The organism is Paenibacillus pasadenensis, from assembly GCF_002864175.1.
Lineage (GTDB): Bacteria > Bacillota > Bacilli > Paenibacillales > Paenibacillaceae > Paenibacillus_O > Paenibacillus_O pasadenensis.
The window spans coordinates 3,097,200-3,119,227 of record NZ_NFEZ01000004.1 but is presented as its reverse complement, the minus strand read 5'-3'; the positions used below and the strand labels follow the sequence as shown (position 1 = coordinate 3,119,227).

The following is a 22,028-nucleotide window of genomic DNA, read 5'->3' as shown; positions in this document are numbered from 1 at the left end:
ATACCGACACCATCCAAAAAAGGAGTGTTTTGGGCATGAGAAAAAGGGGAACAGCATTCACCGCGCTCGGATTGGCCGCTACGGTCGCTTTGTCCGGCTGCAGCGGAGGCAACAGCATCGGAGACACGGGAGCATCGACTCCGGCGCCAAGTGCAAGCGCTTCCGAGAACGGCTCGGCCGCGCCGAAGGCCGAGAACGTAACGCTTCGCATCGGCACCTGGGATGGCGGCGACGGCTTGAAGCAGCAGCAGCAGATCGCAGACAACTATATGAAGGAGCACCCGAACGTCAAAATCGCCATCGAGTCGGTGCCGGACCAATACGGCACGAAGCTGCTGACGCAAGTAGCCGCCGGCCAGGCGCCCGACGTGTTCCAGGTCGGCGACGGCGACGTGAAGATGTTCATGCAAAAAGGCGCGCTGGAGGATCTGACGCCGTATATCGGCGGCTCCTCGGGCATCGATCTGCAGGACTATTTTGAAAGCGTGCTCGACGTCGGCAAGCTCGGCGACCAGTACTACACGCTGCCGAAGGACTATTCCGACATCGCGGTCTACTACAACAAGAAGCTGTTCGACGAGGCGGGCGTCGCTTATCCGCAGGCGGGCTGGACGTGGGACGACTTTTATGCGACGGCGAAGCAGCTGACCGTCAAAAAGGGCGAAAAGACGACGCAGTGGGGGGCCAATCTGCCCGGCACGTGGCTGCGCGCGATCCTGCCGCTGATCCACAGCTACGGCGGCAGCGTCATCAGCCCCGACGGCAAGTCGTACGACGGCTATATGAACAGCGACGGCACCGTCAAGGCGCTCGAGCTGTACCAGGACATGTACCAGAAGGATAAGATCACGCCTTCCAGCACCGATTCGGCCGCCTTCCAGGGCGTCGACCTGTTCGCCGCCGGCAAGGTCGCGATGACGGTGACGGGACGCTGGCCGGTCGCGGAATACGAGAAAAATCCGGAGCTCGACTTCGGCGTCGCGCAAATGCCGGCCGGACCTGCGGGAGCGGCGAACACGATCTGCTACTCCGGCTACGGCCTCTATTCCAAGTCGGCGAACAAAGATGCGGCCTGGGACTACCTGAAGTACCTGACCGGCCCGCAAGGCCAGGAGATCATGGCTCAGTACGCGTTCACCGCCGTCAAGTCGACGACCGAGAAGCTCGGCCAGTCGTCCAACGAGCATCTGAAGCCGTTCCTCGACGACATCCCGAACATCAAGGAATTCCCGGAAAAGACGAGCGAGCACTTCAGCGCTTCGGGAGGCAAGGCGATGCAGACGGTGCTCGACAAAATGATGCTCGGCAAGCCGCTCGACATCAAGAGCGAGCTGGACGCCGCGGCCAAGCAGGCGACCGCCGATCTGGCGACGGCGCAGCAGCAGTAACGATCCGGCGGGAAGCCTCGAAGCGGCTTCCCGCCGCATTTCTCTCCGGCAGACCCGCCAATGGGCGGTCTACCGGTCGCAGCCTAGGAAAGAAGGTGTCTGTCCATGAAAACGCAACCCGCAAGCGAAGCTGGGAGCGGCAAGCGTACGAAGCGGCGGCTGACGCGCGCGGAGCGCAAGGAGGAGCTGGCGTTCTACGCGTTGACCGGGCCTTGGCTGATCGGCCTCGCCGTCTTTTTCGCCGTGCCGATGGCGGTCTCGCTCGGCATCAGCCTGACCCGCTGGGACATGCTGACGCCGGCCGAGTTCGTCGGCCTCCGCAACTACACCCAGGCGTTCACCGGCGATCCGCTGTTCTGGCAGTCGCTCAAGGTGACGACGCTGTACGCGCTGTTCTCGGTGCCGCTCGGCCTCGTCTTCTCGCTGCTGCTGTCGCTGCTGCTCAACCAGGCGGTACGCGGCATGCGCCTGTTCCGCACGATCTTCTACCTGCCGTCGGTCGTCAGCGGCGTCTCGGTCATGGTGCTGTGGATGTGGATCTTCAACCCGCAGATCGGACTCATCAACATGGTGCTCGGCGCGTTCGGCATCGAAGGCCCGGGCTGGATCTTCGACCCCGACTGGGCGCTGCCGTCGATGGTCATCATGAGCCTTTGGTCGTCGGTCGGCGGCAGCGTCATCATCTGGCTGGCCGGGCTCAAGGGCATTCCGTCGACGCTGTACGAGGCGGCGGAGCTGGACGGCGCCGGACCGCTGCAGAAGTTTTGGCGCGTCACCGTGCCGATGCTGACGCCGACGATCTTTTTCAACCTCGTCATGGGCATCATCGGGGCGATGCAGGCGTTCGGCGAAGCGTACGTCATGACCAAGGGCGGACCGATGAACTCGACGCTGTTCTTCAACTTCTACCTGTTCGACCACGCCTTCCAGAACTTCCGCATGGGCTACGCCTCCGCGCTTGCCTGGGTGCTGTTCGTGCTGATCCTCGGCCTGACGGCGCTCGTCGTCCGCTCATCCGCCGCCTGGGTCTATTACGAAGGAGAAAGGAGCTGAGCCGCCATGGCCAAAACGAATCCCATCCGCGCGCTGCTGCGGCAAGCGCCCGTCTATTTCCTGCTGGCGCTCGGCTCCCTCGTCATGCTCGTGCCGTTCGCCTGGATGCTGTCCACCTCGCTCAAGGAATCGTACCAGGTGTTCGCCTGGCCGCCGAAGTGGGTGCCGGATCCGATCCGCTGGAGCAACTACAAAACGACGTTCACCTCGCTGCCGTTCGGCACCTGGTTCAACAACACGCTTCTCATCACGTCGCTGTCGATCGTCGGCGCCGTCGTCTCCTGCATCGTCGTCTCGTACGGCTTCGCCCGCTTCCGCGCGCGCGGACGCAACGCGCTGTTCCTGCTGACGCTGGCGACGATGATGCTGCCGGACACGGTCACGATGATTCCGAAGTTCTATCTGTTCAGCGAGTTCGGCTGGATCAACACGTTTTATCCGCTCATCGTGCCGCTGTTTTTCGGCAAGGCCTACTTCATCTTTCTGCTTAGGCAGTTTTTCCTCTCCATCCCTGCCGACCTCGAGGAAGCGGCCAAGATCGACGGCGCGTCCACGTTCGGCATCCTGCTGCGGATCATCCTCCCTCTGACCGTTCCGGCCATCGTGACGATCGCGATTTTCCAGTTCAACGATTCCTGGAAAGATTTCATGCAGCCGATTTTGTATTTGAGCAAGCCGGACCTGTATACGCTCTCGCTCGGCATCAACTTCTTCAAGAGCCAGAACGACGTGCAGTGGAACTTCCTGATGGCCGCCTCGGTCGTCACGATGCTGCCTTCGCTCGTGTTTTATTTCATCGGACAGAAATACTTCGTCGAAAGCATCACGCTGACCGGCATGAAAGGATGAGATCGATCGTGGCTCCCGCGAACGCCCGCCCTGCCTCTCTGCGCTGGATGCTCGGCATCGGCTGCCTGTCGGCGTCGGCGCTCGGGCTGGAAATCGCGCTCACCCGCGTATTCGGCGTGCTGCTGCAATATCACTACGTCTCGCTCGTCGTCTCGCTCGCGGTGCTGGGCATCGGCATCGGCGGCTACGCGGCGCGGGCGCTGCCGGAGCGGCCCGGCTCGTCCGCCGCGGGAGCGGCGCTCGCGACCGGCCTCTACGCGGCGCTGCTGAGCTTCGCGCTTGCCCGCTACCCCTATGTCGGCCAGCTGCCGCTTTATGCGCTGGCGGCGTCCGTGCCGTTCGTGCTGTTCGGCTGGTGCATGGGCAAGGCGCTGTCGTCCGGAGCCGAGCCTCGCCGCCTGTATGCGGCCGACCTGCTCGGCGCCGCGCTCGGCGTCGCCGCCGCCTACGGCTTGCTGCAGCTGCTGGGCGGGCTGGCGGCGCTGTTCGCGCTGGCCGCGCCGGCATTCGCCGCGGCGCTGCTGCTGCCCGGCGGCAGGCCGGAGCGCCGGCCGGCGCTGCGCCGCTGGACGGCGGCGCTGCTGCTCGCGGCCGTGCCGCTGGTCGCCGCGGCAGGCGGGCCCGGCCTGTGGCAGATCAACTTCGCGGGACTGTCGGGGGCCGCTCCGGACAAAACGATCGTCGCCGCGCTGCGGCAGCCGGGAGCGGAGCTGGAGCGCTCCTACTGGGACGCGTTCGCGCGCGCCGACGTCGTCGGCGGCGCGGAAGCGGACCGCAAGACGGTATTCGTCGACGGCGGAGCGGGCAGCTACATGTACCGCTACGACGGGAACCTGCGCTCGGTCGCCTCGCTGGCCGGCGACATCGAGTTCCTGCCGTTCGCCGCCGGTCCGGCCGGCAAGACGGCGATCGTCGGCTCCGGCGGCGGGCGCGACATCCTGTACGCGCTGCTCGCCGGCGCGAAGTCGGTGACCGCGGTCGAGATGAGCGGCTCGCTCGTCCAGGCGATGCGCGAGGACGAGCAGTTCGGCCGCGCCCTGCTGGCCGAGCCCGGAGTCGAGGTCGTCGTCGGCGACGGGCGCAGCGTGCTGGAGCGCTCGGACGGCGGCTTCGACCTGATCGCGCTCGATCTGGTCTATTCCCAGGTCGGAGGGACGAACGGGCACGCGCTGAGCGAGAATTACGCGTTCACGCGAGAAGCGTTTCAAGCCTATATGCAGAAGCTGAACGAAAACGGCCGCCTGATCGTCGTCTCGCATCAAGGCATCGAGGGCGTCCGCGCCTTTTATACGGCGCTTGCGGCGCATATGGAGCTGACCGGAGCGAAGCCGGCGGAGGCGGTGCGCCACGCCGCGCTGCTGCTCGCCTCGCCCGAATCGAAATCGCCGGGGCTGGCGCTGACGGTGCTGCAGCGGCAGCCGCTGCAGCAGAAGCAGCTCGATACGCTGCTCGCGGGAGCGCAGGCGCTGAAGCTGCAGACGCTGTTCCTGCCGGGGAGCAGCGAGCAGCTGCTGAAGCCGCTCATCGACGGCGCCATGCCGTTCGATCGGTTTGTCGCCGACTCGGACTACAACGTCTATCCGACGGTCGACGACCGGCCGTTCTTCTACTTGCTGACGCCGGGACTGCCGGCATCGCTGCGGACGTGGCTGGCGGCCGTCGCGCTGCTCACCGCGCTGCTCGGCGTCTGGATCTGGAGGCGCGAGCGCGCGCTGTCCCGGGCGGCCGGTCCGTCCGGAGCGCGGGCGGATCAGGCGAGCCTGCTCGTCGCCGTGCTGGCCGGAGCCGGCTATATGCTGCTGCAGGCGGCGCTGATCCAAAAGGCGCTCAAATATGCCGGCAGTCCGGCGCTGGCGGCCGCGATCGTGCTGGCGGCGATGCTGGCCGGGGGCAGCCTCGGCAGCCGGCTCGCCGGACGCCGCCTGCCGGAATCGGCGGCGGCGATCGGGGCGGCGCTGCTGATCGCCGCGCTGACCGCCGCCGAGGCGCTGTGGGGCGGCAGCCTGACGGCGCTGCCGTCCGCGGCCCGGCTCGGGGCGCTCGGGCTGGCGGGCGCGGCGATCGGCCTGCTGGCCGGCGTGCCGCTGCCGCAGCGATTGGCCGTCGCCGAGCGGCGCCGGCCGGGCAGCTCGCCGCTGCTGTTCGCCGTCTCCGGCATCGCGGGGCTGTGGGGCTCCTGGCTCGGCGCCGCGCTGGCGCTGACGGCGGGCTTGCGCTGGACGCTGGCGGCCGCATGCCTATGCTACTTGCTGCTGCTTCCCGCCGCGCGCTTCGGGCGCGGGGAAGCGTTGAAAGCCAAGGAAAGGGGAGGGGCCCATGTTAACCGATAGAGACAACGAGCCGTTCGCGGGAGCGGAGCGGACCGCAGGAGCGGAACGGACCGCGGGAGCGGAGCGGCTGCGCGGGCTGCAGGCGAGCCGCCGCAATCGCGAGGGAGAGCCGCTCGATCTGTTCGTCGCGGCCGGAACGCGCAGCATGCTGATCGGCGCGCAGGACGGCGGCTTTCCCGATTTCGGCCATCATATTCCGGACGAGATGGGCGGGCTGTGGGCGCATCCGATCAAGCTGCTGGACGGCTTCTGGGTGCATGTGGCCGAAGCTGACGCTGGCGGATCGGCCGGCGGCGAATGGCTGCAAAAGGCGGAGCAGTTCCGCAACTACGCTTATTTCAACGAGCATGTCTACACGCTGCCGGCGCTGGAGCTGGAGGCTGTCCGCTCGCAGTTTTGCCCCGACGGGCTGGCGGGACTGGCCGTAGAGCTCGAGCTGCGAGATCGCAGCGGCCGGAGCCGGGAGCTGGACGTCGTGTTCCAGGCGCGCTCCGACCTGCGTCCCGTTTGGTTCAGCGAGCAGGCCGGCGTCGAGGACGCCCCGGATGTGGCGGCGGCGGTTCCCGGCATCGGCATCGCGGCTCGCGACACGGCGCATCCGTGGACCGTCGTATTCGGCGCGGAGACGGATGAGGCGGAGGCGGCGGTCGGGGACTACGGTCCGGACGCGCCGCGCACCGCCGGACCGGGAGCGGCGGGGCATGTGAAGCGGCGGATCGAGCTTGCCGCTGGCGGGACGGCGCGGCTGCGCTATTTCGTGGCGGGCTCGTCCGTCTCCGAGGAGGAGGCGCTCGCCTCGTTCCGCACGATCCGCGAGCGGCATGCCGAGCTGCGCGGCCAGAAGCGGCTTCGCTACGAGGAGTACGCGGGGCGCACGACGGTCGAGCTGCCCGACGAGCGGCTGGTCGAGGCGTTCGACTGGGCGAAGGTCCATGCCGAGTGGCTGCATGTCGACGTTCCCGGCGTCGGCCGCGGACTGGCGGCGGGCATACCGGAGTATCCGTGGTGGTTCGGCTGCGACAATAGCTACGCCTTGCCGGCGCTGCTGACGATCGGCCGCCAGTCGCTCGCGATCGAGACATCGGAGCTGATCCGCGAAGCCTCCGCCAAGGCGAACGGCAACGGGCGCATCCTGCACGAGCTGACGACGCTCGGCGTCGCGGCCCATCCGGGCAATGCGCAGGAAACGCCGCATTTCATCTCCTGCGTCTGGGAAGTCTTCTGCTGGACCGGCGACCGGGCGTATTTGCAGCGCTCTTATCCGGCCGTCCGGGACGGGCTGGAATGGCTGTTCGCCGGCAAGGAGGAGACGGACGACCTGCTGCCTCTCGGCTACGGCATCATCGAGATCGAAGGCTTGAACGTGCGGCTCGTCGATACGGCGGTCTACGCCTGGAAGGCGCTGAAGGACGGCGCGGAGATGGCGGAGCTTGTCGGCGACGGCGAGGAGGCGCGGCGCTGGAGGCGGCTGGCGGATCGGCTGGAGCGGCAGATCGACGAGGAGCTGTGGCTCGAGGAGGAAGGGCTGTACGCCGATGCCGTCGCGTCGGTCGGCGAGGTGCGCGAGCGGCTGCCCGTGCATGTCGCCCGCGCCGACGCGATGGAGGCGCCGGCGGCCGCGCGCGAGCTCGAGCGGCTGCTGGCGTCGATCGAGGAGGCGCCCGCGGACGAGCGGCGCGCCTGGCTGTTCAAGAACTGGGTCGTCAACACCCCTCTCGAGGCGGGGCTCGCTCCGCGGGAGAAGGCGCTGCGGGCGCTGGACCGGCTGGCGGGCGAGGAGTTCGCCGGCCCGGACGGCATGTATCTGTCGGGCATGTACCGCACGCAGATGATGACGATCTCGACCGCCGTGCAGGCGGTGGCGGAGGCGCGCTACGGCCGGATGGACGAGGCGCTGCGCAACATGGGCAAGATCGCCGGCACGCTGGGCCGGCGTCTGCCGGGCTCGATCAGCGAGATGTCGCCGGACTACGGCTGCTTCGTCCAGGCTTGGACGGGCTACGGCCTGCACTACCCGCTCGTGCGCCAGTTCTTCGGCGTGACGCCGCGCGCCCATGAGCGGCGGGTCGAGCTGAGGCCCCGTCTGCCCGAAGCCTGGAAGGAGGCTTCGCTGGACCGGCTCCTGCTCGGCGGCGAGCAGGACGGCATCGAGCTGGCGATGGCCATCCGGCTCGGGGAGGACGGTGACGAATACCGCATCGAGCTGAGCGCTCCGGACTGGACGATGCAGCTCTCCTTGCCTTGCGGCGAGCGGGAGGAGGTCGAGGCCGCCGGGGCGGACTGCCGCATCGTCGGCCGCGCCGACGGCGAGCTGCGGCTGGAAGCCCGGGGCGGCACGCCGCTCACGGTGCGGCGGATCCGCCGGTCGGCAACGGGCGGCGCTTGAGCCCGGGCCGGTCCGGTTAGGGCCGGGTAGGGCCGGATAGGACTGGATTTGGCTTTGACAGGTCCGGATAGGCTGGATAGGCCTGGACAGGGCCGGACGGCGGTCGAACCAATCGAAGCGAGCGAACCGGAAGGAGGAAGCGGAGGATGAAGGCAAGAGGAGCAGACAGCGAGCCGGGCCGGCTGCTGTCGCGAAGCGCGCATCGGCTCGGTACGGGCATCGGCCTGTTCGGCGCAGAGAGCGACGCGGGAGAGGGGTTTCGCCTGACGGCCGGGGGAGCCGAGCTGACCGGCCTGTCTCCCCTGCTGCAGCCTCTCGGCACGGAGACGCGGCAGGAGGAGGGTCGCTGGCGGGAGTCGGCCCGGCTTGCCGGGGCGGGCCTCGATATCGTTTGCCATACGGTATTTTATGAGGGCGAAGCGGTGGCGGAGCGCTGGCTGGACATCCGCAACGCCGGCGATCAGCCGCTCCGGATCGAGCGGATCGAGCCGATGCGGCTGAGGCTGGAGGATGGCGAGTACATCGTCCATGCGTTTGACAGCGACTGGGGAGCGGAATTCGAGCCGCGCTCGGAAAAGCTGGATGTCGAGTTTATCGCGCAGACGCGCTGGGGACGCTCGTCGAAGGGCATGCATCCCTGGCTGACGCTGGAGCGCTCGGACGGCCGCCTGGTGCATCTGTCGCCGATCTGGTCCGGCAACTGGTCGGCCTCCTGCCGGCGGACGCCGAGCGGCATCGACGCCGGAGCCGGATTGAACGAGTGGGCGTTTTTCAAGACGCTTCAGCCGGGCGAGTCGATGCGGACGCCGTCCGTCGCGGTCGTCGCCGGGGAAGGGGGAGACTGGCATGCGCTCTCGCTGCCGCTGGCGCGGGTCGGACGCCGCCACTGGTACCCGGACAACGCGGTGAGCCGCGAGCTGCCCGCCGAGTGGAACCATTGGTGGAGCTACGAAGACACGCAGATCGACGCCGCGACGTTCAAGGCGAACGCGGCGGCCGCGGCGGAGCTCGGCTTCGGCGTCTGCACGCTCGACGCGGGCTGGTTCGGAAGCGAGGATGCGGAAGGCGGCTGGCACGAGCAGCGCGGCGATTGGGACAAGGTCAACCGCATGCGGTTTCCGGGTGGAGTGCGGGAGTGCGCGGACGAGGCTCGGCGGCTCGGGATGCGCTTCGGCCTGTGGTGCGAGATCGAAGGGCTGGGCCGGCACGCGGAGCTCGCGGGGCGCAGGCCGGACTTCCCGGCGCGGCGCGAGGGCGAGCCGCTCGGCTACGTCTGCCTCGGCAATCCGCAAGCGCGCGAGTGGGCGTTCGCCGAGCTAGACCGCCTCATCCGCGAGAGCGGCTGCGAATGGGTGAAGCTCGATTTCAACGTCGATCCGCTCGGGGGCTGCGACCGTACCGATCACGGGCATGGCGAGGGAGACGGGCTGTTCGAGCATGTGCGCGGCCTGTACGAGGTGCTGGAGCGGCTGCGCGCCGTCCATCCGGAGGTGCTGCTGGAAAACTGCTCCTCGGGCGGGCTGCGGCTCGATCTCGGCATGGCCCGCGTCACGCATCTGTCGTTTCTCAGCGATCCCGACTGGCCGGAGCACAGCTTGCAGGTGTTCTGGGGCGCCAGCACGTTCCTCGCGCCCGAGCGCGCGCTGCATTGGAGCTATTCGCACTGGCTCGGCGACTTCGCCAAGCAGCGCTTCGATCCGCAGGATCCGACGCTGTCGGAAGTCCGCTTCGACTACTATACGCGCATTGGCATGCTCGGCGCGTTCGGCGTCTCGCAAAAGCTGCCCGAGCTTCCGCGGCGGCTGGCGGAAAGGTTGGCCGTCCATGTCCGCGATTACCGCGAGCAGGTCAGCCGCTTCGTGCGCGAAGCGGATCTGTACCGGCTGACGGCGCAGCCGCTGCGCGATGGACGAGGCAGCCGCTGGGCGGCGTTCCAGTACGCGCTCGGCGAGGAGCATCTGCTGGCCGTCTTCCGCCTGGAAGGCGGCGAGGCGAGCCGAGTCGTCCGGCTCCGGGGCTTGCGGCCGGACGGAGCCTACGAGCTGCGGGAGCTCGGAGGGACGTCGGAGCCGCTCCTGCGGTCCGGAGCGTCGCTGCTGCAGGACGGGCTGGCGTTCGACGGCTGGGCGGAGGAGCAGTCGGCGCTGTACCGGCTGCGGCTGCTGCCGCCGGAGCAGCCGGAGGCGTCCGGCTAGCGGCCGCTCGCCGCTGGAGATGTCCGGCTGGCGGTCGCCTGCCGGTGGAGACGTCGGTTAGCGTCCGCTCGCCGCTGAGCCGTCCAGCTGGTGTCCGCCCGCCGCTGGAGGCGTCCAGCCGGCGGTCGCCGGGAGCCGCAGTCCGGGTTCCAGCCGTTCCAATCGGTCCAGCCGTTGCAATCGTTGCAGTCGTCCCGTCTGGCCTTGCCTTCGCCTCGAGCGGCGGCAAGGTTTTTTGGCGTTAAAGCGGTCCTATCTTCGCAGGCGGGTTAGGGGATGGAACGAACAGGGGAGGCCTTGCCCCGTTTTTCGGGCTGCAGCCTTGGCATCGCGTGCCAGGGAGTCTGCAGCCCGAGTTTTTCGTCAAAGGACTTCTGCAAGCGGCCCCAGAGTCCGTCTCGCCGTCCATTCGGTTAGACGAGGCGGAGCGCTTGGGGTGGAAAAAGCGCGCATCAACGGTAAATGTACCACTGGAGGAGCCGCTGGGGCGGAGAAAGCGCGCGTCAATGGTAAATGTACCACTGGAGGAGTCGCTGGGGCGCCCTGCGCGCGGAAAAACCGCGCGAAGCCAGCGCAGCGCGCGTCCTCCATAGTTCCCCGGAAACGTTCGAAAAAGCGAGGAGCGAGCCGCAGCATGGAGCGGACATAATTTTCCTGTTCCTGGCCCAAAATAAGGACGACTTGGCAAAGGAGGGACAAGAGATGGAAAGCGGCGGCGGAAACAAGACGGCCGGATCCGGTCCGGGAGCGTCGGACGGAACCGGAGCGGGAAGCGGCGGCGCGCGGAGCGGCGCCGGCGATACAAGCGCCGCGGACCGGAGCGGCGGCGGAGCGGAGAAGCGGTCGGGGGGGCCGCTGAAGGCGGCCCCTTCGCCTGGACGGCGCAAAAGCGCGACGCCGCTCAGCGCGTCGCTGGCGGCGAACGCGCAGGCGATTCGCCGCCAATTCGGCGATTCCGCCGATCTGCGGCTGCGGATGACGGAATCGCCGGCTTTTCCGGGCGTCCGCCTCGCCGTGCTCTACCTGCAGGGCATCGTGGACGAGAACGGCATCCGCGAGAGCATCCTCGACAAGCTGCAGTCGGCGCCTCCGCCCGCGGAGGAAGGCCGCCGCGCAGACCGCGGCGGGCTGGCCGAGGCGACGGAGCGACTGCGCGCGGGCGTCATCACCGCCGGCCTGACCGAGCCGGTGGCGACGATCGAGAAGGCGCTCGACTCGCTGCTGCTCGGCTGCTGCCTCATCCTGATCGACGGCAGCGGCACGGCGCTCGCCGCCGACGCCGACGGGGGAGAGCGGCGCCCGGTCGGGGAGCCGATCTCGCAGACGGTCATCCGCGGGCCGCAGCAGGGCTTCACGGAGTCGATCGGCACGAATCTCGGCCAGCTGCGCCGCATCATCCGCTCGGAGCGGCTGATCGTGGAGTCGCGGCGCATCGGCCGCCAGACCTGCACGGAGGTGGCGCTCGTCTACCTCAAGGACACGGCCCGTCCGGAGCTGGTCGAGGAGGCGCGGCGCCGGCTGGCGGCGATCGACGTCGACGGCGTCATCGACAGCGGCTACCTCGAGGAGTATATCCAGGACAAGACGTTCACGTTTTTTCCGACGCTGCTCAATACGGAGCGGCCGGACCAGACGGCCGCCTACCTGCTGGAGGGCCATGTGGCGATCCTCTCCGACGGAAGCCCGTTCGCGCTGCTCGCGCCGGTCACGCTGTACCGCTTCTTCCAGTCGCCGGAGGACTATTACCAGCGCTTCGACATCGCCAGCTTCCTGCGCCTCATACGCATGGGCGCCTTTCTGATTTCCCTGCACCTGCCGGCGCTGTACATTGCGATCACGACCTTCCATCAGGAAATGATGCCGACCAATCTGCTCATCAGCCTGTCCGCCCAGAGGGAGGGCGTTCCGTTCCCGGCGCTCGTGGAGGCGCTGCTGATGGAGCTGACGTTCGAGGTGCTGCGCGAGGCGGGCGTGCGCATGCCGAGGGCGATCGGACCGGCGATCTCGATCGTCGGCGCGCTCGTCATCGGCACGGCGACCGTGCAGGCGGGGCTCGTCTCCGCCGCGATGGTCATCATCGTCGCCTTCACGGCGATCTCGAGCTTCGTCGCGCCGCAGGTCAACATCGCGAACGCCGCCCGCCTGATGCGCTTCCTGTTCATGCTGAGCGCGGGCGTGCTCGGGTTCGTCGGCATCATCTCCCTGGACCTTATCCTCATCATCCACTTGGCGGGGCTGCATTCGTTCGGGATTCCGTACCTCGCGCCGATGGCGCCCTGGGTCAAAGGAAGCTGGCGGGATACGATCCTGCGCATGCCGCGCTGGAGCATGACGCTGCGTCCCGCGCTGGCCCGCAAAGGAAGCCGCAAGCGGCAGGCCGGCGGCAAGCCATGAGGCGGCTCGCGGCGCTCGCGCTGCTGCTCGCGCTGCTCCCGCTCGGCGCGGCGGGCTGCTGGGACCGGCAGGAGCTCAACGAGCTCGGCATCATCTCGGCGACCGGGGTAGACGTGACGGAGAGCGGGCGCTGGAAGCTCAGCTATCAGCTCGTCATCCCGAGCGCGATCTCGGCCCAGGGCTCGTATGTGGGCACGGGCCATGCGCCGGTCAATGTGTTCACGACCGAAGGCGACAGCTTCCGGGGCGCGGTGTCCAAGGCGACCCAGGAGATGTCGCGGCGGCTTTATTTCGCCCACAACCAGGTCGTCATCGTCGGCGAAGCGGCCGCCCGCAAGGGCATCGCCGAGCTGATCGAAGCTTACATGCGCAACGGCGACTCGCGCGAGACCGTCATGATGTTCGTCACGGAGGGCAGCGCGCGCTTGGTTCTCGAGCAGCTGCTGCCGATGGAGAAGATTTCCGGGGCGGGCATCGTCCGGCTCATCACGCAGGAGGAGAAGCAGGGAGGCAACTTCCGCCAGATGACGGTGTTCGACGTCGCGCAGGAGCTGCTCAGTCCGATCCGCACGACCGGCGTGCCGGGCATCGGACTGAGCGGATCGGACGAGCCGGTGGACACCGTGGATGCGGCCAAGATGACGCATACCGGCGCCAAGGTAAGGCTGCAGAAGCTCGGCGTCTTCAAGGAGGACCGGCTCGTCGGCTGGCTCTCCACGCATGAGACGCGCGGCCTCATGTGGGTCAAGGGAAAGGAACGGGAGACGACCGTCTCCTTCGGCTGTCCGGACGCCAGGCTGAAGCGCAACAGCATCCGCCTCAAGCAGGTCCGGACGCAGGTGATTCCGACGCGCAAGCCGGACGGGGGCTGGCTCATGCGGGTGAAGGCCGAGGCGGCCGGCACGCTGCTCGAGTACAACTGCAAGGGAGCGCTCGACAAGCCCGCCGACCTGCTGGAGCTGGAGCTGCGGATCGCGCAGGAGCTCAAGTCGGACATGGAGGACGGCATCAAGGCCTCGCAGAGGCTGGGGACGGACCTGACCGGCTTCGGCAACGAGCTGAGGCTCCGCTATCCGAAGGAATGGAAGGCGCTCGAGCAGGAATGGAACGACAGGCTGTTCCCGCAGCTCGAGACCCAGCTGGACGTCGCCGTATCGATCGTCCGGACCGGACGGAGCAACGGCTCCTATGAGCAGGCGGCCGAGGACAGCCGCGGGAAGGAGTGAGGGCGGCATGAGCAAGCCGGAAGGAATAAGCGCCGGGCAGATCGGGATCTTCCTGATCCTATTCTGCATCGGCAGCACGCCGATGTTCGAGCTCGGCATCGACGCGAGGCAGGATTCGTGGATCGCCCTCGGCGCCGCCGCGATCGCCGGCCTGGGCGTGCTGTGGGGCTACCGGACGCTGCAAAACCGGGCTCCGGAGGAAGATCTCGCCGGGCTGTTCAAGCTGCATTTCGGCCGGGCGATCGGCACGGCGCTCGGGCTGGCGATGGGCTTGCTGCTCGCCTACGAGTCGATGCGGAACGTCCGCGACTTCGGCGAGCTGACGAGCATGACGCTGCTGCCGGAAACGCCGATCTGGTGCGTCATGCTGCTTATTACGGGCATCGCGTTTTATACCGTCACCAAAGGGGTCGAGACGTTTTTCCGGATCACGCAGATTCTGCTGCCTGCGCTCGCGGGCAGCTACGTGCTGCTGCTCGTGCTGCTGCTGGCCTCCGGGCGGATCGAGCCGGACCGGCTGCGGCCGATGCTGGAGAACGGCCTCGGTCCGGTGCTGGATACGGCGTTTCCCGACCTGCTCGCCTTTCCGTTCAGCCAGACGATCGTGCTGCTCGTCTATTGGAAATACGCCGCCGCCAGCAAGCGGGCGGGCGCGGCCAGCTACGGCGCCTACGCCGTCGTGGCTCTGTTCCTGGTCGCCGTCAACGCCGTCATCATGATGGTGCTCGGCCCGGCCATCGCCTCGATCAAGGCGCTGCCGACGCTGGAGGCGGTCGAGCTGATCCGGCTGGCCAGCTTCATCGAGCGGCTCGACATCCTCGTCACGCTGCTGCTCTACATCGGCCTGTACGTCAAGATCTCGGCCCTCTATCTGGCGTCCGCGCTGCTGCTGCGCTCCGCCTGCGGCTTGCCGCTGCCGGCCGGCGCCCTGATGATCGGACCGATCATCTACGGGGCGGCGTTCCTGGAGCCGACGAACACGTTCCATCTGTGGCTCGGTCTGGAGCTGTCGCTCAAGCTGACGCCGATCTACCAGCTGCTGCTCCCGGCGCTCATGCTCGTCATGGGCATCGGCTGGGTGAAGCGCAAGGCGGAGCGGCAGCGCGCGGAGGGAGGCCGAGCCGGCGCAGGCAAGACCGGCGCAGGCAAGGCCGGCGGAGCGGACGGAGCGAAGGGCGGAAGCCGAAGCGGCGGGGAGCCGCGATCCTCGTCTTGAGCCCGGTCCTTGGTTCGCAAGCGAAAAAGCCCTTGGACGCGTCCAAGGGCTTTTTTGGCGCTGCGCCGCCTCGGCCGGCCGCGCTGCCCGCGTCCGCGCACGGAAAACGGACGCGAACGGCGGCGGGCCGGGCAGGGGCAGGGGCGCCATGCGGCGGATCACGCCATGCGGCGGATCAGCGCTTGAGGCCGTTCGCCTCGCGCACGAGCGAGAAATACGGATCGGCGAGGACCGCCTCGAATTCCGGTCCGAGGGAGCCGTTCAGGGCGGCGACGTCCGTCGGCGTCAAGCTCCAGGCGAGCAGGCCGAGCGAGACGAAGAGCGGCGACTTGCCGTCCCAGCCTGCCTTGGCCGCGGCGAGGACCCGCTTCCCGTCGTCGACCGTGCCGATGCCTTGGATCGTCGAGATCGGCAGCTTGTTTTGGGCGATCTCGACGCCGAACCGGTCCTCCCAGCTGAGGAACAGGCCGGGAGCATCGTACTCGTCGGCATAGGCGCTCGCCTTGGCGGCGCTGAGCGGCACGTTGTCGCTGTCGATGCGGTTGAGCACGTAGGGAATCGTCATGCCGGTCTTTTTCAGATACGGATACGTCTGCTTCAGGAAGGACGCGAACGTGCTGTCCGGCCAGGCTTCGGGATAGAAGTAGCCGGCTCCGGAAGGACCGGAGACGAGCTGGTCGTTCGGCGTCGCCGTCTTCAGGTAATACTGGAGCATCGCCGGCGCGCCGTCCAGCAGCAGCGGGCTTGACGTCCAGTTGATCGGCACCTGGCCGCGCGCGGGATCGTCCCAAAGGACGCGCATCCGGTGCTGGTTGTACTGGAAGTTGTCGCCTTCGCTGAACGTATAGCTGACGTAGATCTTGTTCTGGAGCTTCGGCGCCTTGGCGGGCTTGAGCGGCGCGCCGATCGGGCGCTCGCCGGAGAAGACGGTCAGGTTGCTGAACCAGTCGGCGGCGAGCACGTAGACGCTATGCCGCGAAGCGATCTCCACGCCGCTGAACTCTCCGGCCGTATCGTTGCTGAACCAGCCGAGGTAGGGCGTGCCGGGGGCGGTATCCGCGAGAATGCGCTCGAACAGCTCCCGCTCCCGGGGGAGGTTCGGGTCGAGCCAGAACACCATCGCCTTGTTGGCGACGGCATAGTCCCGCAGGTAGCCGTACGGCTCCTTCTGCTCGGACGTGGGCGGCTGCGCGCTGCCGGCGCTGACCTTGAACTGGTTCCACATCTCGACGGCGGCGGTCAGCTTTTTGGCGCCTGCGGGCGGCGTGAAGCGGTAGACGAAGTAGCGTCCGTTGTCGGCGAAGCGGTGGCCGCCGCTGCCTTCCGATGCTTGCGACTGCTGGGCGTCGTACAGATAAGGCTGCTCCTGCGGAGTGCCGGCGACGAAGCGGGCGATCTCCTGCCCGTCGGCCTGGACCGCCACCTCATGGACGGCAGGGCCCCAGCCGTCCTGCGGGAAGGCGTCGTCGAAGCGCAGGTAGACCGATTCCTGGCCGAGGAACGGCGACAAATCCAGCTCGTACACCTTGCGGTTGGCCGCGTCCCGCTCCTGCGCCGTCTCCTCGGCGACCGTCTTGAACGAGGACGGGATGCCGCTCTCCGGCAGGCGGACGGACGTATCCGGGCTCAGTCCGACGAGCATGCGCCGCGTCGTCCGGCTCCACAGCTGCTCGTACTGCCAGGCGTAGGCGTCGAGACGGTCCTTGAAGCGTCCCCGCAGATCGTCCAGCACGGGGAAGGCATACGGCGGGGCGGTCAGCTTCTCGGCCAGCTCGGGGCTGGCGACGACGGCGCTTTTGATTCCGGCGAGCGTCGTGGCGACGTTGATCGAATCGGGCAGCTGCGGATCGTAGACGATGATTCCTTTGACGTCCTGCTTGAACTTGTCGAGAATCGACCATTCGCTGTCGCGGACCTTGTAGGGGACGTCCAGCTCGTTCAGCCAGGCGAACTTGCCCTCTTCCTTGTTCTCAAGCAGGTAAATGCGCGGCTCGCTGCGGTTGACGAGGCCCTGCAGCGTAGCGAAAAGCAGCTTGACGTCGCCCGGGGCGTCGTAGATGTCCGCGACCTCGAGCTGCTTGACCTTCGCGAAGCGGGGCAGCTGCTGCTGCGCGGGCCAGGAGATGGAGCCGGACGGCGGCTTGGCGGCTCCGGCCGCGGCATCCGCAGGGCCGGGCTCGGCGGACGCGCCGAGGCCGAACGATCCGAAGCAGGCAAGCGCGAGAGCGGCGGCGGTAAGCTTGCGTTTCATTAACAAAAGCACCTCTTTTTCTCAGAATGGCGAAACAAGGGCGGGATGTCGCGGCCGGCGAGGCCGCAAGCTTGCCTTCACCTCCTCGGCGGAGAATGGAGGACTGAAATCGCTTGCATTTATATTTAATATATTTTACATATATGATTCAAGGGCTTCGACAAATTCGGAGCGCAAAATGCATCGAAGGGCGCCCGGCCAGGACCATCGTCATACGAGAAAACGGCGCGGGATGCGGCTTTGAGCCCATGTCGCCGGAGGGCGGCGGTTGCTTCTCGAGGACTCAGCCTATATCATATATACAAATCTCGAACCGAAACTGGTGATGGAACGATGAGCTCGACCGAACGAACGCCGCTGTACCAGAAAATTCAAGACTACATCCGCGAGCGGATCGAAAGCGAAGGCCTCAAGGCCGGCGACCGCATCCCGACGGAAAAAGAGCTGATGGAGCAGTTCAACGTCAGCAAGATCACGGTCGTCAACGCCCTCTCGGGCCTCGCCAACGAAAGGTGGATCACCCGCGTGCCGGGGCGGGGCAGCTTCGTGAGCGACCGGACGGCAGGGGCCGCAGCCGCCGGCGCGCCCGCCGGCCTGGCGCCGCATGACGCCTCGCCGGCCGCAGCCCCGCGCGGGCGGACCGGGCTGATCGGGCTCGTCATGCCGTCCATCGACGACTATTTTGCGATCCGGCTCATCGACGGCGCCCGCAGGGCGCTCGAGCGGCGCGGCTACCGGAGCGTCATCCTGCTGTCCGGCGGCCAGCTGGAGCAGGAGAAGGAAGCGATCAAGACGCTGAAGGAGATCGGTGCCGAGGGGCTGCTCATCTTCCCCGTGGACGAGGAGCAGTACAACGAGGAGATCCTCGCGATGAAGTTCGCGGGCTTCCCGTTCGTGCTGATGGACCGCTACCTGCCCGGCGTGGAGACGAATTACATCGCCGCCGACGGGCGGCTCGGCACCTCGCTCGCCGTCGACCATCTGTGGGAGCTCGGCCACCGCGAGATCGCCATCTGCTCCGACTCGCCGATCCAGACCGTCACCGTGCAGGAGCGGATCGAAGGGTATATCGACGGCTTGCGGCGCAAGGGCGCGCTCATCAATCCCGCGCATATGATCAGCGGGTTCCGGGTGGACAGCCTCAAGGAAGCGGAGTCGCATCCGCTGTTCCGGTATATTCGCAACCGGATGGCGACCGCCTACATTACGCTGAACGGCCGCCTCGCCGTGCAGATCTACCAGATGGCGAAGCAGGCGGGGCTGCGCGTGCCGGAGGATCTGTCGATCGTCAGCTTCGACGATCCGACCTCGATCGTGGACGAGTTCAGCCTGTTCACCCATATCCGCCAATTCGAGTCCGACATGGGCGCGCAGGCCGCCGACAAGCTGCTGGAGGTCATCCAGGCGGGCGGCGGGGCGGGCGGACGCTACGCGAAGACGCTGCTCGAGCCCGAGCTGGTCGTCCGCCAGACGTCCGGACCGCCGCCTGCGGCGGACGCCGTTTAGCTTGATCAAGCGAGAAACGCCAGCCGGCTCCTCAGGGAGCCGGTTTTTTTGTGGTTTATAAAAATATATTGAACATATACAATGCATCGATTATAGTTGGGGGGAAGAAAGTGGAGCTTGAGGGCGGGCTCGCCAAAAAGGAGACGATGAACGCATGCCATATGAAGTCATCCGGCCTGAGCAGTTGAAGGGCGTGCTGGAGCGCCTGCAGGCGGGCATTTACGAGCCGATCGCCGAGCTGAGCGTATCGGCCTGGGTCACCCCGGAGCCGGTGCCCTATGGGGAGCGGCGCTCCGGACGGCCGCTGCGGCTGCAGCCCGGCGACCGCTGGGGCGAGCTGTGGGACTGCGCCTGGTTCCATTTTTCCGGACGCGTGCCCGAGCGCGCCAAGGACGCCAAGGTCGTGCTGCTGATCGACGTGAACGGCGAGCTGTGCCTCGTCGACGAGGAAGGCTCCCCGGTCCAGGGCCTGACCAACATCAATTCCGAGTTCGACTTCTCGCTCGGGCTCCCGGGTAAGCGGGTCGTGCTCGTGAGCGAGCGCGCGAGCGGCTCGGAGACGATCGACCTGTGGGCCGACGCGGGCTGCAACGATCTGTTCGGCCGATATCGCAGCGGTACGCTCAAGGAAGCGGTCGTGGCGACATGCCGGGAGGAGCTGCGGCAGCTGTACTACGACTTCGAGGTGCTGCTGGAGACGGCCGAGCGGCTGCCGGCCGGATCCGCGCGCAAGGAGCGGATTTTCCGGACGCTGCATGACGCCTCGCATCGGCTCGCGAGCCTGACGGACGAGCGGATCGCCGAGGCGCGCCGCATGCTGGCCGAGCTGCTGGCCAAGCGAGGCGGGGATCCCGTGCTGACGATCAGCGCGATCGGCCACGCGCATATCGACCTGGCCTGGCTGTGGCCGATCCGGGAGACGATCCGCAAGGGCGCGCGCACGTTCTCCACGGCGCTGCGGATGATGGAGCGCTACCCGGACTACGTGTTCGGCGCGAGCCAGCCGCAGCTGTACGATTGGATGAAGCGCCATTATCCGAAGCTGTACCGCGAGATCAAGGAACGCGTCGCCGAGGGGCGCTGGGAGCCGCAGGGGGCGATGTGGGTCGAGTCGGATACGAACGTGCCCGGAGGCGAGTCGCTCGTCCGCCAGCTGCTTTACGGCAAGCGGTATTTCCAGCAGGAGTTCGGGCAGGAGATGAAGTCGCTGTGGATGCCGGACGTGTTCGGCTATACGGCGAGCCTGCCGCAGCTGCTCAAAAAGGCCGGCGTCGACTACATGATGACCCAGAAGCTGAGCTGGAGCGTCTACAACAAGCATCCGCACCACACGTTCCACTGGGAGGGGATCGACGGCTCGCGCGTGCTGACGCATATGCCGCCGGAGGATACCTACAATAGTCCGGCGGCGCCGCGCTCGATCGTCAAGGCGGAGCAGGACTACCTCGACAAGGGCGTCTCGGACCGCGCGCTGATGCTGTTCGGCATCGGCGACGGCGGCGGCGGTCCCGGGGAGGAGCATCTGGAGCGGCTCGCCCGGGAGAAGGACCTGCTCGGCCTCAGTCCGGTGGAGCAGGAGTCGTCGTCGCGCTTTTTCGAGCGCCTTGCGGAAGGAGCGGAACGCTACGAGACGTGGCGCGGAGAGCTGTACCTGGAGAAGCATCAGGGCACGCTGACGAGCCAAGGGCGCAGCAAGCGCTACAACCGCAAGCTGGAGAAGGCGCTGCGCGAGCTGGAGTTCGCCGCCGCGCTGGCGGAGACGGCGGCAGGACGGCCGTACCCGGCCGCGGAGCTGGAGGCGGTGTGGAAGGAGGTGCTCCTTTACCAGTTCCACGACATCCTGCCCGGCTCCTCGATCAAGCGGGTGTACGACGAGTCGCTCGAGCGGTACGAGGCGCTGCTGCGGCAGGTCGAGCGGATGCTCGGCGAAGCCTACGCCGCGGCGGCGGCCGGCGCGGCCGGCACCGCCGTGTTCAACTCGCTTCCGTGGGAGCGGGAGGAGTGGCTGCGGATCGGCGGCCGCTGGCGGCGCGTGGCGGTGCCCGCGATGGGCTTCGCCGCGGTGGATGCGGCGGCCGGCACAGACGAGCCGGAGCCGGCCTTCCCCCGCCTGAAGGTGTCGGCCGAGGAGCGGACGATCGAGAACGGCCTGCTCAAGGTCGCGCTCGGCGCAAGCGGCGGCATCGTCTCGATCTTCGACAAGGAGGCGGGCCGGGAGCTCGTGCAGGCGGGCCGCGAGGCGAATGCGCTGCGCGTCTACGCCGACGACGGAGACGCCTGGGATTTCCGCCAGGACTACCGGGCGGGAGGCGGCGCGGAGCTGTCGCTGCTGCGGCTGGAGGCGTTCGCGGACGGGCCGGTGGCCGGCCTGATGCTCACCTGGGCGACCGGCGAGTCGACGCTGACCCAGCGGGTGGCGCTGACGGACGGCAGCCGCCGGCTCGACTTCGACACCAAGGTCGACTGGCGGGAGTCCGGCAAGATGCTGCGCGCCTCGTTCCCGCTGGCGATCAGGGCCGACCACGCCAGCTGCGACATCCAGTTCGGCTACCTGCGGCGGCCGACGCATCGCAACACGATGTGGGACTACGCCAAGGACGAGATCTGCGCGCATCAGTACGCGGACCTGTCCGAGCCGGACTACGGCGCGGCGCTGCTCAACGACTGCAAGTACGGGCATCGCGCGGAGGGCGGCGAGCTCGACCTCAACCTGCTGCGCAGCCCGTCCTACCCGGATCCCGAGGCCGACCGAGCCGAGCATGAGTTCCTCTACTCCCTCTATCCGCATCCCGGCGATCATGTGCAGGCGCAGGTATGCCGGCGCGGGTACGAGCTCAACGTGCCGCTGCGCCTCGTCGATCCGGCCTCTGCCGCAGCGGGATCAGCGGCGGCCGGCTGGCGTGAGGGCGCTTCGTTCCTGGAGCTGGACCATCCCCATGTGATGGCGGAGGCGGTCAAGCGGGCGGAGGACGGCGACGAGCTGGTCGTGCGGCTGTACGAGACGGCCGGCACGAGGCTGCGGACGAAGCTGCGGCCCGGCTTCCCGGTGTCCGCGGCGCGGCTCGCCGACCTGCTGGAGCGGGACGAGGAGCCGCTCGACCTCGGCGGCGGCGCGGTGGAGCTGGAGTTCGGCCCGTTCGAGGTCAAGACGCTCAAGCTGACGCGGAGCTGAGGCCAGGCTCCGAGCCAGGCGCCATCCGGAGAAGCGGCGCTTTCTGCATGCGGGAGGGCGCC

Annotated in this window: 12 protein-coding genes; 11 read left to right on the top strand and 1 reads right to left on the bottom strand. The window is 67.6% G+C overall.

Features of this window, described 5'->3' with window-relative positions; all coding sequences use genetic code 11:
- Positions 1-35 precede the first annotated feature (35 nt).
- The 9 genes from B8V81_RS23085 (at position 36) to B8V81_RS23045 (ending at position 15,037) form a co-directional block, all read left to right on the top strand.
- Positions 36-1,388 (top strand): ABC transporter substrate-binding protein, encoded by a 1,353-nt coding sequence (locus B8V81_RS23085; protein ID WP_101809267.1) that lies wholly within the window; start codon positions 36-38, stop codon positions 1,386-1,388.
- 105 nt (positions 1,389-1,493) lie between these two features.
- Positions 1,494-2,441: a carbohydrate ABC transporter permease gene (locus B8V81_RS23080; RefSeq protein ID WP_101809266.1), complete on the top strand. Its 948-nt coding sequence runs from the start codon at positions 1,494-1,496 to the stop codon at positions 2,439-2,441.
- Between the two features lie 6 nt (positions 2,442-2,447).
- The gene (locus tag B8V81_RS23075) at positions 2,448-3,290 is read left to right on the top strand and encodes a carbohydrate ABC transporter permease (protein WP_052332831.1); all 843 of its coding nucleotides are present in this window, start codon (positions 2,448-2,450) and stop codon (positions 3,288-3,290) included.
- 8 nt (positions 3,291-3,298) lie between these two features.
- Positions 3,299-5,620: a class I SAM-dependent methyltransferase gene (locus B8V81_RS23070; protein WP_101809265.1), complete on the top strand. Its 2,322-nt coding sequence runs from the start codon at positions 3,299-3,301 to the stop codon at positions 5,618-5,620.
- Complete coding sequence (locus B8V81_RS23065; protein WP_101809264.1) at positions 5,607-8,006, top strand: MGH1-like glycoside hydrolase domain-containing protein; 2,400 nt, start codon at positions 5,607-5,609, stop codon at positions 8,004-8,006. Before B8V81_RS23070 ends, B8V81_RS23065 begins: the two co-directional genes overlap by 14 nt.
- 146 nt (positions 8,007-8,152) lie before the next feature.
- Entirely contained in the window at positions 8,153-10,201 is a 2,049-nt protein-coding gene (locus B8V81_RS23060) for an alpha-galactosidase (RefSeq protein WP_052332829.1), read from the top strand.
- A gap of 702 nt (positions 10,202-10,903) precedes the next feature.
- Entirely contained in the window at positions 10,904-12,595 is a 1,692-nt protein-coding gene (locus B8V81_RS23055) for a spore germination protein (RefSeq protein ID WP_219623331.1), read from the top strand.
- Positions 12,592-13,821 (top strand): Ger(x)C family spore germination protein, encoded by a 1,230-nt coding sequence (locus tag B8V81_RS23050; protein ID WP_052332828.1) that lies wholly within the window; start codon positions 12,592-12,594, stop codon positions 13,819-13,821. Before B8V81_RS23055 ends, B8V81_RS23050 begins: the two co-directional genes overlap by 4 nt.
- A 7-nt stretch (positions 13,822-13,828) precedes the next feature.
- Complete coding sequence (locus tag B8V81_RS23045) at positions 13,829-15,037, top strand: GerAB/ArcD/ProY family transporter (RefSeq protein WP_052332827.1); 1,209 nt, start codon at positions 13,829-13,831, stop codon at positions 15,035-15,037.
- 175 nt (positions 15,038-15,212) lie between these two features.
- On the opposite strand, the gene B8V81_RS23040 is transcribed toward B8V81_RS23045, so the two are convergent.
- Complete coding sequence (locus B8V81_RS23040; RefSeq protein WP_028596860.1) at positions 15,213-17,288, bottom strand: GxGYxYP domain-containing protein; 2,076 nt, start codon at positions 17,286-17,288, stop codon at positions 15,213-15,215.
- 333 nt (positions 17,289-17,621) lie between these two features.
- On the opposite strand from B8V81_RS23040, the gene B8V81_RS23035 reads away from it, so the two are divergent.
- Positions 17,622-18,794: a GntR family transcriptional regulator gene (locus tag B8V81_RS23035; protein WP_028596859.1), complete on the top strand. Its 1,173-nt coding sequence runs from the start codon at positions 17,622-17,624 to the stop codon at positions 18,792-18,794.
- 154 nt (positions 18,795-18,948) lie between these two features.
- Entirely contained in the window at positions 18,949-21,966 is a 3,018-nt protein-coding gene (locus tag B8V81_RS23030; RefSeq protein WP_101809263.1) for an alpha-mannosidase, read from the top strand.
- Positions 21,967-22,028 lie beyond the last annotated feature (62 nt).